General features: G+C 45.8%; 9 protein-coding genes. 1 reads left to right on the forward strand and 8 read right to left on the reverse strand.

Annotated elements, in window-relative coordinates; all coding sequences use genetic code 11:
• Positions 1-39: 39 nt before the first annotated feature.
• Positions 40-2,508 (reverse strand): translocation and assembly module lipoprotein TamL, encoded by a 2,469-nt coding sequence (tamL, locus tag NFI80_RS23825; protein ID WP_235164052.1) that lies wholly within the window; start codon positions 2,506-2,508, stop codon positions 40-42.
• Between tamL and NFI80_RS23830 the strand changes: the two genes are divergently transcribed.
• Positions 2,508-3,272, forward strand: a complete 765-nt coding sequence (locus NFI80_RS23830; RefSeq protein ID WP_235164053.1) for a TrmH family RNA methyltransferase — start codon at positions 2,508-2,510, stop codon at positions 3,270-3,272. The genes tamL and NFI80_RS23830 overlap by 1 nt on opposite strands.
• A 17-nt stretch (positions 3,273-3,289) precedes the next feature.
• Here the strand turns inward: NFI80_RS23830 and NFI80_RS23835 are convergent, their stop codons facing one another.
• From NFI80_RS23835 to NFI80_RS23865, 7 genes are all read right to left on the reverse strand, one after another.
• Positions 3,290-4,078: a queuosine precursor transporter gene (locus NFI80_RS23835; protein ID WP_233797141.1), complete on the reverse strand. Its 789-nt coding sequence runs from the start codon at positions 4,076-4,078 to the stop codon at positions 3,290-3,292.
• A 43-nt stretch (positions 4,079-4,121) separates the two neighbouring features.
• Entirely contained in the window at positions 4,122-5,366 is a 1,245-nt protein-coding gene (locus tag NFI80_RS23840; RefSeq protein ID WP_233797140.1) for a pyridoxal phosphate-dependent aminotransferase, read from the reverse strand.
• A 122-nt stretch (positions 5,367-5,488) separates the two neighbouring features.
• The gene (locus NFI80_RS23845) at positions 5,489-6,394 is read right to left on the reverse strand and encodes a BT_3987 domain-containing protein (RefSeq protein ID WP_235164054.1); all 906 of its coding nucleotides are present in this window, start codon (positions 6,392-6,394) and stop codon (positions 5,489-5,491) included.
• A 10-nt stretch (positions 6,395-6,404) separates the two neighbouring features.
• Entirely contained in the window at positions 6,405-7,979 is a 1,575-nt protein-coding gene (locus NFI80_RS23850; protein WP_235164055.1) for a SusD/RagB family nutrient-binding outer membrane lipoprotein, read from the reverse strand.
• A gap of 11 nt (positions 7,980-7,990) precedes the next feature.
• Complete coding sequence (locus NFI80_RS23855) at positions 7,991-11,146, reverse strand: SusC/RagA family TonB-linked outer membrane protein (protein ID WP_235164056.1); 3,156 nt, start codon at positions 11,144-11,146, stop codon at positions 7,991-7,993.
• A gap of 235 nt (positions 11,147-11,381) precedes the next feature.
• Positions 11,382-12,845 (reverse strand): SusD/RagB family nutrient-binding outer membrane lipoprotein, encoded by a 1,464-nt coding sequence (locus NFI80_RS23860; RefSeq protein ID WP_233797136.1) that lies wholly within the window; start codon positions 12,843-12,845, stop codon positions 11,382-11,384.
• A gap of 8 nt (positions 12,846-12,853) precedes the next feature.
• Positions 12,854-16,096, reverse strand: coding sequence for a SusC/RagA family TonB-linked outer membrane protein (locus NFI80_RS23865; protein WP_252172079.1), 3,243 nt, complete (start codon positions 16,094-16,096; stop codon positions 12,854-12,856).
• Positions 16,097-16,238: the final 142 nt, after the last annotated feature.

Genomic DNA, 16,238 nt, shown 5'->3' on the forward strand with positions numbered 1-16,238 from the left:
CTGACAAACTGTCATACTAAGCAGCAGTCATAAAAAACCTTAAAAAGGATATCCGACGCCGAGGTTAATGTTCAGGAAATTGGATTGCGTACGTTTAAAAAGCTTGTTGAATTGTAGTTCATCCAACACAAACCGCTGCAATGCAGGGTCATAGACCTTGATCCCGAAATCGAAGCGGAGGATGAAAAAGGAAAGGTCATAACGGATCCCGAAGCCGGTTCCGATGGCAATGTCTTTTAAAAATTTATCTGCTTCCAGTTTTTGTAACTCGGTTGCGTCGCCTCCCAGGTTCCAGACATTTCCCGCATCCAAAAACACCGCATAATTGAGATCACCGAAGAACTTGGCCAGATAACCCCTCCATTCCAGATTGGCTTCCAACAAAAATTCACCCGGCGATTCAATGGTCAGGCCGGTTGGTGTTTTCTTGGGAACTGAACGGCCCGGTCCTAAGCGGCGCGGAAGCCATGCGCGAAGACTATTGGAGCCGCCGGCAAAGAAATATTTTTCATAAGGCGGGACTTTGTTGTCGCCATAACTGTAAATGCCGCCCGCATTAACCCTTGCCACAAAGGCTGAACGTCTGCCGGTTGCCCAATAACGGCGATAATCCGCATTCCAACGCAGATATTTATAAAATTGAAGGCTGTCACCAAACACGGTTTTGATCAGATTTTCCTGTTTGGGAAGAATATTGAGCGACGTTCCGCCCGATTCCACTGCCACGCGGAAGTAATGTGCATCTTTCTGAGGTCCTATCAGTGCATTGGTGTTGTAAGTGAAGTTGAAATTGATATCAGATACAAACGACCTTCTGAAACTGGTATAAAGGTTGTTTCCCTGGTTTTGCAGGTCTTTGAGCAACGCCTGGAAATCTGCACGTGTGTTTTGAGTGTTGAGAATGTTGAGGTCAACGAGCGATAGGTTGAACAATGTTTTGCTCGTCGGCTGCCAGGAATAGGTCATTGCCACTTTCACATTCGTCCGCGTGTATTCCGGGCGGTTGATGTAATTGTAACCAAATCCAACCTGAGTTCTCGGGTTGTAGCCTGCGGTTTGCTTTTGCAGCAAACTCCCGGGCGTAAGCAGTCTTGGAAAGGTTAAGGAGGTGTTTAATCCAATTTCCTCGCTGCGATAAATTGAGCTGTTGCCCAAAAATCCGGGAACAAGCTCGATCCCGCCGCGGAGGTTGGCTTCGAAGTTTTCGAGTCCGTTGAAAACATTGCGGATCTTATAAGATAGGTTGGCAAACGGCCCCGGTGCCCCTTGCAGCTGGATCACATTCAAGCCAATGTCAGTGGAAATCTGATATTTTTCGAGCGGAATCACTTTAAAGTAACTGTTAACGCCAGTTCCGGTAGAATCAAGCGTGTAGGTGTAATTCACAAAGCGGAATTGGTCTGTCAGGGAGAGTTGCTGCTGCGTATCGCGTTCTTTTTGCTGGCTGTAAATAGCGCCCGGCCTGACCTGGATTTTGCTGTCTAAAATCCGGGTTGCAAACCTTTTATCAGAAAAAGTATAATTGATCCCCCGAAAATTGACGGTGTCTTTTCGTGCATAAGCAGAATCCGCGGAGCCAGAAGGCGGCAGCACTTCAAAATGCACGGAATTGATCTTGTAACGTTCCCCGTTCTTGATCGTACCCGGCATATCCACCTTCACTTTCACATCCACCGACTTGAAAAAAGTGTCCGTAGCGGCATTCGTGATCGTGTCGTTGATCAGATAAGAAATATTCTGGCGTGAAAAACCGAGGTAACCCTGGTTTCGTAGCAACGTCTCAATTCTGATTCGCTCTTCTTCAAACGCATCGCCGTCGTACCGTTTTTTCGATTGCAGCGCAGGATTTTTATTGCTGGCGCTGATAATGCTGTCGGCCATGTTGTTGCGGACCTGATATTCAATGTCGCGAATCATCGTCGGCCGTTTTTCCGTTACAAAATAGTTGACCCTGACCCGGTTAATGATCGTATCCGGTTTCGCGGTAACTGATGCCTCGAAAAAGCCGTTGTTATAAAGATATCGCTGCATCTTTTCTGCATTCTGAGCAATCTCGGCTGCATTGAAATACACGGGCGCTTCACCCAGCACGCGCATCCAAAAATTTCCTTCGTCCACACGTGCCTGTGCTTTTTCAAGTTTCTTTGCGTAGCGCCGCTGAATCTTTTCGAGCTTCCGTGGAGAATTTTCGTTTAAGCGGGATTCATTTTGATATTTTTGTGTGATTTCAATTACTTTCCGCTGTTTTTCTTCCCGGTTATAAAAGAGCTCACCAAAGCGATAAAGACCAACATAAGGAAAGAAAGGCAGTCCCAGGAGGCGTCTGTTCGGTTTTTGAGGGATGAGCGCATCCAGTTCGGAATCATTAATGACCTCATTGCCTTTAATGGAAGAATTGCCAAGATAATAGCTCTTGGATTGGGAGGCGGGCTTGGGCGCACAAGACGACAATCCCACAAAAATCAGGAAGAAATACCAGCTATATGTAATCTTACAATTAATATTCAATGCTGTCAAAAAATCGTATAAAGTATATTAACTCGCTTAAAATCAAGAAGTACAGGCAGCTTCACCAATCTTTTATTGTGGAAGGTGCCAAGAGTGTGCTGGAATTGCTGGATTCCGATTTTAACATTGAATTTGTGTTAATAACGCAGGAATTTCAGCAAAAATACGCAAGTATTTTAAGCAGGCATCAAACTATCACAGAAACGGTAACGATGCAGGAACTGGAAGGTCTTGGATCTTTTCAAACCAACGATTCCTGCCTGGCTGTTGCTAAAACGAAGCAAAATGAATTTTTGTCTCCCGCAAATTCAGAATATGTGCTCGTTTTGGACGACGTCCGCGATCCGGGAAATCTCGGTTCTATCATTAGAATCGCGGATTGGTATGGTATCAAAAAAATCATTTGTTCCAATGACTCAACGGACGTTTACAACCCCAAAGTGATTGCCGCTAGCAAAGGCTCATTTACGCGGATTGATCTGTTTTACACAGACCTGACTTCCTATCTGGCCGAAAATGCTGCTGGAAAACCGGTAATAGGCGCTTTTCTGGGTGGCGAATCGCTGTACGATTTTAGTTTTGCCCAATCCGGAGGTTACATTGTCATGGGTAACGAGTCGAATGGGATTGGCAATGCGGTTGAAGCATTTGTAACCAATAAAATTACAATTCCGCGGGTAGGAGAGGCAGAATCATTGAATGTAGGCATTGCGACGGCGGTCATGCTGGATAATCTCAGGCGGCAGATTAATGTTCCGGCTTAGTATCGGCGTTCCGCCATTTATTCATGAGCAGCTTTATGCGAAAGCTCTTCCGCATATTCTTTGCCAAGATAGCCATCGATAAAATAATGGGCAACGTAGAGCAGCGGCGTCAGCAGGATCGCGACAACGCCTTTGTATAAATAATTAATGGTGCCGACCGCAAATATCTGGTTCAGGTCCCAGTTTCCAAATACGTAAAAGGCGATGGTGATCACCACGAAGCTGTCCACCAGCTGTGAAAACATCGTAGAACCCGTTGCCCTGAGCCAGATGTATTTGCTGCCCGTTTTTCTGCGCAGCCAGGAAAAAACCGAAACGTCGAGCAGCTGTCCCAGCAAAAACGCAACGATCGAGCCGATCATTATGCCGAGTCCCTGGTTAAAGATCTTGGAAAATGCATCATTGATATTGAAAACATTGCCCGCTTTGTCTGTGTTGTTAATGTCCAGCCAGAATTGCGCCGGTGGCAGATTTGTCGCCGCGAGCACCGTGATGAATGTGTAGGCAATGAAGCAGGCGGTCAGAAATGAGATGCGTTTCACCCCTTTTCTGCCGAAATATTCATTGATAATGTCCGAAGTAATAAAAACGACAGGCCAGTTGATCACACCGGCCGTCATGTTGAAATCCAGTTTTTGTCCTCCGATCGGCAACTGCGCCGGCGCAATGCCGAGCAGCGTTTCTACCGAAAATATCTTTCCCCCTATGATCTCAGCGATCAGCGCATTTGTCAAAAAAATTCCGCAGAGCAATAAAAACAGCCGCTGCCGCTTGGCTTCCTGGTTGGAAATATTTTCTAGGGACATTTAATGTGACAAAAACTGCTGTTAGGAAACGTTTATGTGGTAATCAGGCAATGACGTCTTCCACGGTTTTCGATGACAGAATGCGGTGATTTTCAAGGAAGAATTCGATCTTGTCCATCGCCTGGTTCAGTTCATCAACTGTTGGCAGAAAAACGATCCTGAAATGATCATCGGAAATGTAGTTGAAGCCTGTTCCGGCCACTACGAGCACTTTTTGATCGCTCAGCAAGTCATAAACAAACTGCTCGTCTGTTTTTAAGCCAAACTTTTTCAGATCGATTTTTGGAAAAACATATAGCGAGCCCTTCGGTTTTACGCAGGTTATGCCTGGAATGGAAGTCAGCCGGTCGTAAACAAGGTTCATCTGCTTGTGCAGCCTGCCGGTAGGGGCAACCAGCTCTTTAATGCTCTGATAACCGCCCAATGCAGTCTGAATGGCATATTGCGTGGGCACATTGGCACAAAGCCGCATGCTCGCCAGCAGCAGAATTCCTTCAAGATAGGACTTGGCTTTTTGCTTCGCACCGCTTAATATCATCCACCCGCCACGGAAACCGGCAGAGCGGTAATTCTTGGAAAGGCCACCGTAGGAAACGCAAAGGGTTTCGGTTACCAGCGTGCCCATCGGATAATGTACGGCTCCATCGTAAAGGATTTTGTCATAAATCTCATCCGAGAAAATGATCAGGCCGTGTTCTTCTGCAATTCTGGCAATGCGTATCAGCACATCCTTTTCGTAAACAGCGCCTGTTGGGTTATTCGGGTTAATAAGGACAATCCCTTTGGTTTTTGAAGTGATCTTCTTTTCCAAATCGTCCAGATCCGGATTCCAGTCCGACTCTTCATCACATACGTAATGTACGGGCGTGCCTCCGCTCAATGCAATGGCCGCAGTCCAGAGCGGATAATCCGGTGAAGGCACCAGGATTTCGTCGCCAGGGTTCAGCAATGCCTGCATGGAAAGTAGGATCAACTCGCTTACACCGTTGCCTATAAAAATATCATTGATTTCAACATCTTGTATACCAATTGTTTGCGTGTAATGCATAACTGCTTTTCTGGCCGCAAACAATCCTCTGGAATCTGAATAGCCCTGCGCATTGCGGAGATTCATGATGATATCGTGAACAATTTCGTCCGGAGAATCAAATCCGAACGGGGCCGGGTTGCCGATATTCAGGTTATGGATTTTATAACCAAGGCTTTCCAGCTCCAATGCTTTTTGATACGTAGCGCCGCGAATCTCATATTTGAGGTTGTTCAGGCGCTGGCTTTTTAGAAATTCCATTGTTTTGAGATAGGATAACTTCCAAAGTTAAAAAATTCAATCATAAAAAAAATTAGCTGGCCCGAGACAGACCAGCTAATTTCAAACTATTACGTAATAAGGAAGTGTATTATCTTCAACTCTTATTTTCTCACCAGGATCTCTTCGGTTACCCGCCATCCATTGCCACCCATATAGCCATATCTTAGATAGAATGTCTTGGTTGCAGGGTCGTAGGTATTATTCGCCTTGGACGCTCCTGCCCAGGCAGACTTGTATGGTGCTGGAAGTTCTTTGTCAAACTGCGTGTAAGGCGCTCCTGCCGCTCCCGCTGCCGGTGTAATCGTCACCTTATTGGTTTTTGGATCAATGGTCAGGTTGGCATTGTAGCCAGATCCGCCCAAATCGCCTAGTTCAACGGAAACTGTGGTTGGCGAAACCGTAACCATTGGTTTGTCCTTTGCAACAGCTCTTGGCGCAGTCGGGTGATACACATATCCTGTTGCAGCATAAGTTGCATCGTAAATGTTCTTCGCCTTAACAGCCAGGAGGATCGTTCCGAAATTTCCGCTCACAATGCCGCTCGAAACCGACTTGATCTGGATCGGAAGCACGTAGCTTTTAGCAAAATCGAATTTTGAAGGCTTTAATTTAATCACTACCTCGGCCCTGCGCTGTCCTTTTGGAATGACAACAGATGCAGGAATGGTGTAAAGATCCGGCGTAATGGCGTCGAACGCTTCTTCTTGCTCCGTATTGTACTGCGTTACTGCCGCTGTGTCCACGCCCAATGTTACTGTGATATCCTCTGGCGCAACATCCGCTCCCGAGTAACTTACGGTAACCGGATAATCAGCCTCATCAGCAAGATCAAACGATTGAGAGTAAAGTGAATAAGTGCTGCCGGAAGGCGATACAAAGCTGGACGGATTTTTAAACTCGACCACATTTGTCGATGTGTCCGGATCCAGGCTAATTTCGTCTTTCAGACACGATGTTACGGCCATCCCAAACAGGAAAAGGCCAGCTATTTTTATTGAATAGTTCATATCAAATTTTTCAGTTAGGATCCCAGAAGATCAAATCAGTGAATGGGTTAATCGCCCTGTAATTTCCAGCATTATAGGACTGCTCGGAAGTTGGGTATAGAATTCTGGAAGGAAGCTTGTCAGGCCGTGTCGAGGTTGACAGCAGCGAGGCAATGTTGTGGTAAGCATCACCATTTGGCTGTGTAACCGGGTAGCCTGTTCTTCTGAATTCGTTATAACCTTCCTCAGAATTGATCATATTGACTGCGATCCATTTTTGCGTGATGATCGCTTCCAGGCGCTGAGCAGGTGTTGTGGCCAGTTTAATGTTCACCAGATAACTGGCTGCATTTCCCGCTTTGTAAGTAGCAACGTCTGCCGCTACATTCTTTCCAGCTGCAACCACATTGGTCACATCTTTGTACAGATAAGTGTACGATGCAGCGATACCGGCGTCGAAACTCGCAGCGAAATCACCGGTAATGAAGCCTTTCAACCGAGCTTCTGCTTGTAAAAACTGCGCTTCTGCAAGTAGCATCAGCACTTGTCCCTGGCTTGGTCCTTTCAATACGCCGAGTGCATTGCTAATGCTGGAAGCGCTGCTGAATGTGCCGGTATACCAGGTAGAATAGTTGGTAATGATCGTTGGCGCATCCACTTCGTTTCCAAGCTGGTTCACAGGCGTGTTCGTTTCGAAGTTTTTGTAGATCACTTCACCTCTTCCTATGTCTTCCAGCTTTTGACCTTTGTAAAATCCGAAAGCAAATTCTGTAGGAATGCGGGAAGAGTTGGAAAGCGTACCCGTTGTCTGATATCCCCAGGAATTCCAGAGTGGGTTTGGCTTGTCTTTCACATATCCCGGATTAACAATCGCATCGTCAGTGATAAATCCGATTGTTTTATCCAGTGCAGCAAATTTCGTAGTTACAAAAGAAGAAAGTGCAGGCACGCCCGAAACGCGGATCAGAATACGAAGCTTGATCGTGTTGGCAAACTTCTTCCACTTCTCCATATCTCCGCCAAACATTGGATCGGAAGAAGAATTGAGTGCGGTTGGGAATTCTGCGCCGTCAATCTTTGCAATCGATTCGTCAAGTTTCGTTACAAGATCCTGATAAATCGTCGCTGCGTCGTCATACTTAGGGGTTAGGTTTGCATTGTTTTGCAAGGCCTCCGTATAAGGAACGTCACCGAAGGCGTCCACCAATTTCTGGAAGTTGTAAGCGACCATGATCTGTGCTGCTGCGCTGGCATAAGCCTGCGTATCATCGCCTTCCGTCTTATCGATCACATATTTGTAATCATTCAGGTTGTCATAAGCATTCACCCACAGTGCATTGTAGTCGGCCGGGATGATCTGATAGTTGAATAAATTACCAAAACCCGAGAAACCACCTGCATTGGCCATATAGCCGCCAAAATGCAAGCCATAACTGTTAAACTGGTTTGATACCGAAGCCGTCCCGGTGATAGCAGCAGGCAGAACGAGCAAGGGTTGCACGCTTGTCGCCTGGTTTGGGTTGGTATTGATATCGAGATAATCACTACAAGATGACAGGACCGTGACAAGCACTGCCAGCATCCAACTGATGTTATATCTTTTCATTATTATTTGAATTAGAATGTTAAGGATAATGTGCCACCGAAGTAACGCGCCGGCGGTGTTTGTCCAAGGCTGGTAAATCCTACCGCGTTGTTATCTGCACCATTGGAGCTGTACTCAGGATCGGTATAGAGGTTTGATTTTGGGGCCCATATGAAAAGGTTTCTTCCCTGAATGCTCACGCTTGCACCTTTGATCACTTTTGTTTTATCAAGCAATCCTGCTGGCAGCTCGTAGCCAATCGAAGCCTCACGTAGTTTCCAGAAACCTGCCGAGTTTGTAAAGTTCCGGCCGATATCCCTGTTTCTTGTTGCATCTGTCCAGAAGTCAGCGCCACCGCTTCTTACAGCAATGTTGGTGTTTTCAACATATTCACCTTCTGCATTTTGGTATGATGAATTCGGTATTACAAAACGATCCCTGTTGTACCAGCCTGTGCGAACACCTGCGCCGGAAAAGTCGAATCCACCTGAAACTGAGTTGTAGATGTAATGTCCGTTGCGGTATTCAAACAGTACGTTCAGTCTTAACTTTTTGAAGGTTATACCTCCATTTACGCCGAGGATGTGCGGCGGGTTGGTAATGCCTACATCGTGGTAAGTACCATCAGTCGAAGGATAACCCGTTTTTGGATCAACGATAATTCTTCCCTGATCATCGCGTCTGTAATCCGTTACCTGAAGAAGCGGGAAAGGAGAGCCTACTTTGGCAATAACCTTTGCCGGTGTTCCGGAAGAACCAACACTTAACTCATTTGATTGTGCAGACAAGGAAAGCACTTCATTCTGGTTATAAGTGTAGTTGGCGCTCAGGTCAACTTTCAGGCCCGAAGCAGTTTTGATCGGGGTAATGTGCAATGTTGCTTCAATCCCTTTGTTTTCAACCTCTCCAATGTTCGTCCTCAATGATCCGAAACCAGTAGAGTTTGGAATTAAAACGGTGATGGTTTGGTCAACGGTGTTGGTTTTGTAGAAAGTAAGCCCACCACCAATGTTCCATGGGCGGAATTCAAAGTCGATACCACCTTCAATTCCTGTTGTGATCTCTGGTTTCAGATTCGCGGAAACAAGCACGTTATCCTGAACAAATCCCGCGCCGCTTGTATACGGATAGCCAAAAGCCTGCGAGAATGTGCTGCTCAAAGAATAAGCACCCAGGTTGTTCAATGGAATTGGGCCAAAATCTCTGTTGTTACCAAGGTTAACCTGTCCAACTTGCGAGTAACCCGCACGGAATTTCAAGCTTTCCAGGAATTCAGAATTCGAAAGTCCTGGAATCGCGTCGCTTGCGATAAAGGAAATGTCCGCAGAAGGGTAGAAGAACGAGCGGTTTTCTTTCGCTAGGATCGAGCGCCAGTCATTTCTTCCGGTCACGTGCAGGTAAAGGAATTCTTTGAAACCAAGACGGGCTTCTCCATACACACCAATCTGGCGTGCTTTGTAATTTCCTTCGTTGGCGATCGGTGGGTTTAAGCTGTTACCGATGTTGTAAAGTCCGTCAATAACAAGACCGTTCGCAACAACACCCATTGCCTTTGTTGCATTTTCGCGAACCGTAGTTCCAACGGCAACATTCAGGTTGAATGCAGGAGTCAGATTTGTTCTGAACTCAGCCAAAAAGTCGTTTACAAACTGCGTAGTGAAACCTGCGTAATCTACAACTGAGCCAGCAATATCCGTTTTGGAGCTTCCTGAGATGCTTTTTGTATAATCTGTGTAGGTGAATTTGCCTGTATAAACCTTACCTGACAAATTACGTCCGCTCATACCCACACGGTAAGTGAATGTCAAGGGTTTTACCGGATTCCACTTCAATTCCATGTTACCCTGCAGATAGTCATTGCGCTGGTCCCAGCGGTTGTTTGACAATGTGAAGTAAGGGTTCTGATAGTATTCGTTGAAATAGCCGTTCGGGTTTGCGTAAGGATTGTTCTGCCAATCTTCATAATTCGTCACGTCCACTTGGCCCGGCGACATTAGAAGGTTTTCATAAGCTGCGCCTGTATTGCTGCTTTGTGCAGTACGACCTGCAATAAAGTTAGTATTAAACGATGCCGTCAGATTTTTGTAGATATGACGAACCACGTTTGCACGCACGCTGTAACGCTTGTATTTGTCGTAAGGAACAGTTGATTTTTGGTCAAAATACTGTGCTGACAAGTAGAATGTGCCTTTTTCATCACCAGATGTAACACTTAAATCTGTTTGATTTGCAACGCCTGTATTCCAGAAATCCTCGCGGAAGTTTTTGGTTGAATAAGGAACTCTCTGAATGGAGCCATCTTGCAACGGCTTACCAATGTCTACCATCGAACCGTCGTATGCAGGACCATATTGCTGGTTTTCGTAAGGTGTGTAAGAAGGGACATCATCAGGCGTCGTCCCGGATCCGAATCCGTTTTGCAACTGAGGAAGGAAACTTACTTTTTCCAAGGTAGTCGTGTTCGAAATTTTGAACTGCGTTACACCCGATTTTCCTTTTTTTGTGGTTACAATAAGGGCACCATTGGAAGCATCGGATCCATATAATGCGGCTGCGCCTGCACCATTCAGGACCTGAATGTCTTCAATGTCTTCCGGGTTAAGATTGCCAAGAATATCATTGGTTGATATAATGTTGTCAATTACCACAAGTGCCTGGTTATTACCGGTTAAGGAGCGGTTTCCGCGAAGTACCAGACGATAATTCGGGTTCACCCCGCTGCTTACGCCCATTACCAGCAATCCCGGAACACGTCCTGCAAGGCTGGCAGCGACGCTGATAGGCTTGCCCTGCACAATGTCCTGCGCTTTTACCGTTGTAGACTGGTTTCCGAGCTCGCGGCGTTGCGCCGTAAGACCGCCGGCAGTAATTACGACTTCATTCAGCGCCAGTTCATCCAGTGCCAAAACAACATCCAGCGTTCCGGATGCAGGTGCTTTCAGTTCCTGGTTAAGGAAGCCGACAAAAGAAAAGATGAGTGTTTGACCCGGGCGCGCATTAATGCTGTATTCGCCTTTATCATTGGATAGTGTTCCGGTACTAGTGCCGGCAATTCTGATTGATACGCCGGGAAGAAGTGACCCGTCGTCCTTGGAAGTAACCGTCCCGGTCACCTCCCTGCTTTGGGCGAAAGCCTGACTGCAGAGCAGCAGCAACCCTCCCAAGAAGAGTAGTAGATTTCGTTTCATTAAGTTAGGTTTGTTATAAAAAAATGCTTGTGTAAAAATAATTATTGTTTAGACAATTGCAACCAATAACAACCCTTTTCTAGATTAAAATTTGTTCGTAAAGCGGTTTTTACTGAGAAAATTTTACAAATAGTATAATGTCCAGAATTTTAGGCATGTTTGCGGCTTATCTTGGCATTCAGGCATAAAAAAAGGGGACAAAATGTCCCCTTTTTAATCGATGTCAATAAGTTAATTAGAACTTATCCCACCATAATTTAGTCGTTACAAGGTCACCGCCGATTGCTGTTGCGGCCGATTCGCGGTTTGCACCGTTCAGCGTTTGCTCGTTGATCGGGTAGATCATTCTTACAGGGATAGCAAGGCCGGCAGGGGCGTTACCACCTGTTGGAGGAAGCAATTTTGGATAATCCAATCTTCTCCATTCAACCCATGATTCCCATCCTCTGTTGTACAATGCAAGCCATTTCTGGAAACCGATCTTTTCTTTCCAGTTAGTAGCAGCGGTTGCATAAGCTACTTTTGGTTGTGCAAGATATGCAGTTGTTGCAGCTGTAATTTCCGCAGCAGGAGTGCCGATGTTATCCAACCAGTATTCGATAGAAGCGCCAACACCTTTGTTATAATGTGTTGCAGCAGAACCGGTAATGAAGCCTCTTTCAACAGCCTCAGCCAGCAATAGTTCAACTTCCGCATAATCCAGCAATATTCCTTCCAGATCCGGCTCGATAATGTTGTCACCTACGTGAGAGAAAGCGGAATATGTGTTAGAAAATCCATAAGCTCCACCTACATATTCACCATCTTCGTTAGGAGTGAAAAACGCAGGAAGTCTTGGGTCTTTCAGTTCTTTTAAAGGATTCACTAGTGTAGCAGAAGCTACGAAATCCTGACGGCTTGAATACAACGGGTTCAGGTTTTGAGCAATCACGTTGTAGTTAGGAGGCGTGCTGATGTATGGGAATGCAGCGTTGTCGTTGTTCGAAGTGAAAACATTCGGAGCAGCTTGTGCAACCAGTGTTTTCGCTTTTGCAGGATCGCTGTCCGCAATGATCATTGCCAGTTTCAGTTTCAATGAATTGCCGAACTTAGCCCACTGAGCTTTGTTTCCTTCATAAAGCAGGTCGCCATCGCTAAATGGTGTACCCGGTGCAGTGAATTTTGGAATAGCAACGTCCAGACGAGCCAGCAAATCATCGTATACTGTTTTTGCATCATCATATTTAGGCAATACATTATCCGGGTTCAAAGATTCCGTGTAAGGAATGTTGCCGAAAGTGTTCACAAGTGCAGCCCAGGCCATCACTTCTACAACCTCGATCTGTGCCAATTGCACGTCTCTGTTTGCAGGAAGGATGAATTCGTCAGCATTCAGCAATCTGCGTGCTTCGTTCAAGTCCGAAATCACACCTTTGTAAAGTCCTTGCCAGAAAGCCTGAGGAACTGTACGCGCTGTTACATTGTAACGAGGCTCATCCAGATAAGTGGTTGTTGCCCACTGCTGTACGTATAAGCGATAGTTGTTTACGTTTACGTTAGGGCTGGTAAGTGTATCAGCAAGCCCTTTCAGTGCATTAGAGAACAAAGTTACCGGTGGCACCTCCGAAGGGCGCTTCTGGTCGACATTGTAGTCGTCCAAGCTGTCGACACAGGCGGTCATCAGCAGGATCGGGAGAAAGAAAATGATTAATCTTTTCATACTATATTTTAGAAACGGAATTTAACATTGAAACCATAACTTCTTACAGCTGGATATGCACCACTCTGGTATCCACCAGCACCATTCAGCAAGCCTGAGCCCAAGCCTTCTTCCGGATCCTGATAGTCCATATTTTTGCTGATAATCCAAAGGTTACGTCCGATTACAGAAACGTCGATTCCTTTGAAAGCGCGTAGTTTGGAAACGAATTCTTGTGGAATAGAGTAAGTCAACGCAACTTCTCTCAGTTTAATGTAGCTCGCATCGTAGATGTACATGGCACGCGGAGGGTTGGTTGGGTAACCATATGCTGTATTTCCGTTACCATCTGAGTTTTCAGCTCTGATATCGTTAGGCGTTCCGTCAGCTTTTACACCTGGGAACAATACACCACCCGGCTTGTCTGTAAGGCCCAGCTTGTTTCCTTTTGCGTCGTAGTTGTAAGCAGGATCTCTTTTAGGATTGCCAAGCTCGTTCAAGCCAGCAGTGTTAGGATAAAGACCTGTTCCTTCTCCATACCACTGATCCAGTGACCAAACATCTCCACCGTGGCGAATGTCAAGCAGGAAGCTCAGTGACAACGATTTATATTTCAGGTTGTTGCTAAGACCACCGATCCAGTCTGGATTAGGGTTACCAATGATTTCAGCAGAACTTGCAGTTGCCTGGTAAGTACCGTTTGAGCGAACCACTTTCTGGCCGTTGTCTTTATGGTAAACAAAGTTCGTACCGCGGATGATACCAAATGGCTGTCCCACAGCAGCATTAAGTGAAACTCCACCTTGCAAGCTGGCAACAGGTACGTTTTCTACACCTTCGTACAAGCTAACAACCTCGTTTCTGTTACGTGCAAAGTTTGCGCTCACCGTCCATGAGAAGTCAGGAGTTTTAACAGGCGTTACATAAGCAGAGATTTCGATACCCTTGTTCTGTACTTCTCCTGAGTTGATATACTTGAAAGCAAATCCTGTCGCAGATGAAACAGATACAGGAAGAACCTGATCAAGTGTTTGTGAACGGTAATAGGTAAAGTTGAAACCTACGCGATCATTCAGGAATGCTGTTTCCAATCCGAATTCATAGCTTTTTGTACGCTCTGATTTCAGGTTAGGATTGTTTTTCGTGTTACGCAATGTAAAGTATGGAGTGGATCCGATACCGGTTGGTTTGTCATAAACATCCAAAACACTTCCCCAGGGAGCATCATTACCAACTTCCGCGTAGTTAGCGCTCAACTTACCCATTGTCAACCAGTCGAATTTGAAACCTGGCAGGTTAGAGAAGTTGAAGTTGGCTCCTACCGCTGGGTAGAAGTAAGTGTTGTTGTCTTTCGGAAGCGTAGAAGATTTGTCTTGTCTTGCTGTAAGGTCAAGGTTAACAAGATCTTTGTAGCCAAAAGAAGCCTGTGCGTAGATACCATCCACACCAATGCGCTGATAAGTTTCAGACGGAGCTTCGATCGCGTTGATAGAGTTAAGCAGGGAATAAAGTCCTGGCACAACCATACCACCATTCGTTTTAGCTCTTAATGCGTTCAGCTTGGATCTGCGCATGCTTCCACCCGCCAAACCAGAGAAGTTGATATCCTTCGTAATTGCTTTGCGGAAATTAACGATAACGTCCAGGTTGGTTTCGTTGAAACCTCTGTTATAGCGGCTGTATTCCGCAGGGCTTGAACTGTTGAATGCGATTCTTTCCTCCTGGAAATCCTGTGTTCCGTTGTAAGCGAAACGACCTGTGATGTCAACCCATGGCGCCAGTTTGTAAATAGCCTGTGCGTATCCGAAGAAGTTGTCACGTGTATCGTTCGAGTAGTTCTGGTAGCGGGAGTAGTATGGGTTTTCAGAGTAGATAGGGCCGTTTGTATCAAATGGTCTTGTTGGGCTTGCCCAGTTCCATGTTACATTCTGCTCATTTCTGAAATACGCGTCTTTTTGCTCCAGAAGGTCAACATTTGTCTGGAACCACTGTCTGAACTGCTGGTTAGGGTTTTTACCATCATAACCTGTTCCGTAGCGACCAAGACCTTTGATCTGCGAGTAGTTAGCGTTAGCCTGAACCGTCAGTTTTTTAGTCAGGTCGAAGCTTGCTGAGAAGTTGAAAAGGTTTTTGCCCAACTTACTGTTTGGAAGCACACCTTTCTCATCATTTCTTGTATAACCAACTTTGAAAGTTGTGTTATCACCTCCACCAGTGATGCTTACGCTTTGGTTGGAGTTTACACCTGTTTCATAAAATGCGTCCGGTCCGTTTGCAGCAGCAACCCATGGCGTCATTTTCTGGTAGTTTGGTGAGCTAGGGTCAAGTGCATCCCACTGATAAACCATCACGCTAGGATCAAACTTGGGACCGAAAGAAGCATCCGCATCAAACAATGTGATGTTTCCTTCTCCTGAACCCAGGTTACCGCGGTAAAAACGGGTTTTTGCGCGGTCACCATCATATCCTGCACCATATTCTTTCTGATACTTCACAAAAGTTGTTTTGTCGATCTTACCCCAGGTAACACCGCTGTTCACAACTACGTCGAAGCTGTTTTTACGTCCTTGTTTGGTTGTGATCAAAATCACCCCGTTGGATGCGCGTGAACCGTACAATGCAGTTGCAGCAGCACCTTTCAAAACGTTTACAGAAGCAATGTTGTCAGGGTTGATATCCGCTGCGGCGTTACCGTAGTCAGTTCCTGCACGTCCTGTTTGCTGATCGGAAGTGTTTGTGTTGGCATTGGAAACGGGCACACCGTCGATAACCCAAAGAGCCTGGTTATTACCGGTAATGGACTTAAAACCACGGATAACCGCGCTGGTCGATCCACCCATGTTATTGTTTGTTTTAATGTCCAGACCGGCCACTTTACCCGCCAGTGCGTTCATTACGCTTGGGTTACGCGCCTGCGTGATTTGCTCAGCGTTAACCTGCTGCGCTGCGTACACCAGTTCATTTCTTTTTCTTTCCTGGCCTAATGCCGTTACAACCACTTCTTGCAACTGGCTTACATCATTCTTAAGCGAAACATTAATGGTTGTCTGGCTTCCCACAGCGGCTTCCTGAGTCTGAAAACCGATAAAGCTAAATACCAGCGTCGAATTCGATTCAGCATTGATCGAGAATTCTCCCTGGGCATTGGTGGTAGTACCGCGATTAGTACCTTTCAAAGAAATGTTCACGCCTGGCAGTGCGGAGCCATCTTCGGCGCTGACTTTACCAGTCACGGCGCGATCCTGGGCGAATACCTGTGCCGTCAATAGCATCAAGCATCCCAGTAGGGTTAATAGAGTCTTCCTCATACGTGTTAAAAGAGTTAGAATTGTTATGTTAACATAATGTTGCAAAAATAATTATTAGTTTAACCATTACAACCTTTTAATTGCAATTTTTCAAAATAAACTTTGG

This window comes from Dyadobacter chenhuakuii (assembly GCF_023821985.2).
GTDB lineage: Bacteria > Bacteroidota > Bacteroidia > Cytophagales > Spirosomataceae > Dyadobacter > Dyadobacter chenhuakuii.

Coding starts and splice junctions, on each gene's coding strand:
- NFI80_RS23850 (WP_235164055.1), bottom strand. CDS start 7,979: ATGAAAAGATATAACATCAGTTGGATGCTGGCAGTGCTTGTCACGGTC.
- NFI80_RS23865 (WP_252172079.1), bottom strand. CDS start 16,096: ATGCTATTGACGGCACAGGTATTCGCCCAGGATCGCGCCGTGACTGGT.
- NFI80_RS23860 (WP_233797136.1), bottom strand. CDS start 12,845: ATGAAAAGATTAATCATTTTCTTTCTCCCGATCCTGCTGATGACCGCC.
- NFI80_RS23845 (WP_235164054.1), bottom strand. CDS start 6,394: ATGAACTATTCAATAAAAATAGCTGGCCTTTTCCTGTTTGGGATGGCC.
- NFI80_RS23840 (WP_233797140.1), bottom strand. CDS start 5,366: ATGGAATTTCTAAAAAGCCAGCGCCTGAACAACCTCAAATATGAGATT.
- NFI80_RS23855 (WP_235164056.1), bottom strand. CDS start 11,146: ATGAAACGAAATCTACTACTCTTCTTGGGAGGGTTGCTGCTGCTCTGC.
- NFI80_RS23835 (WP_233797141.1), bottom strand. CDS start 4,078: ATGTCCCTAGAAAATATTTCCAACCAGGAAGCCAAGCGGCAGCGGCTG.
- NFI80_RS23830 (WP_235164053.1), top strand. CDS start 2,508: ATGCTGTCAAAAAATCGTATAAAGTATATTAACTCGCTTAAAATCAAG.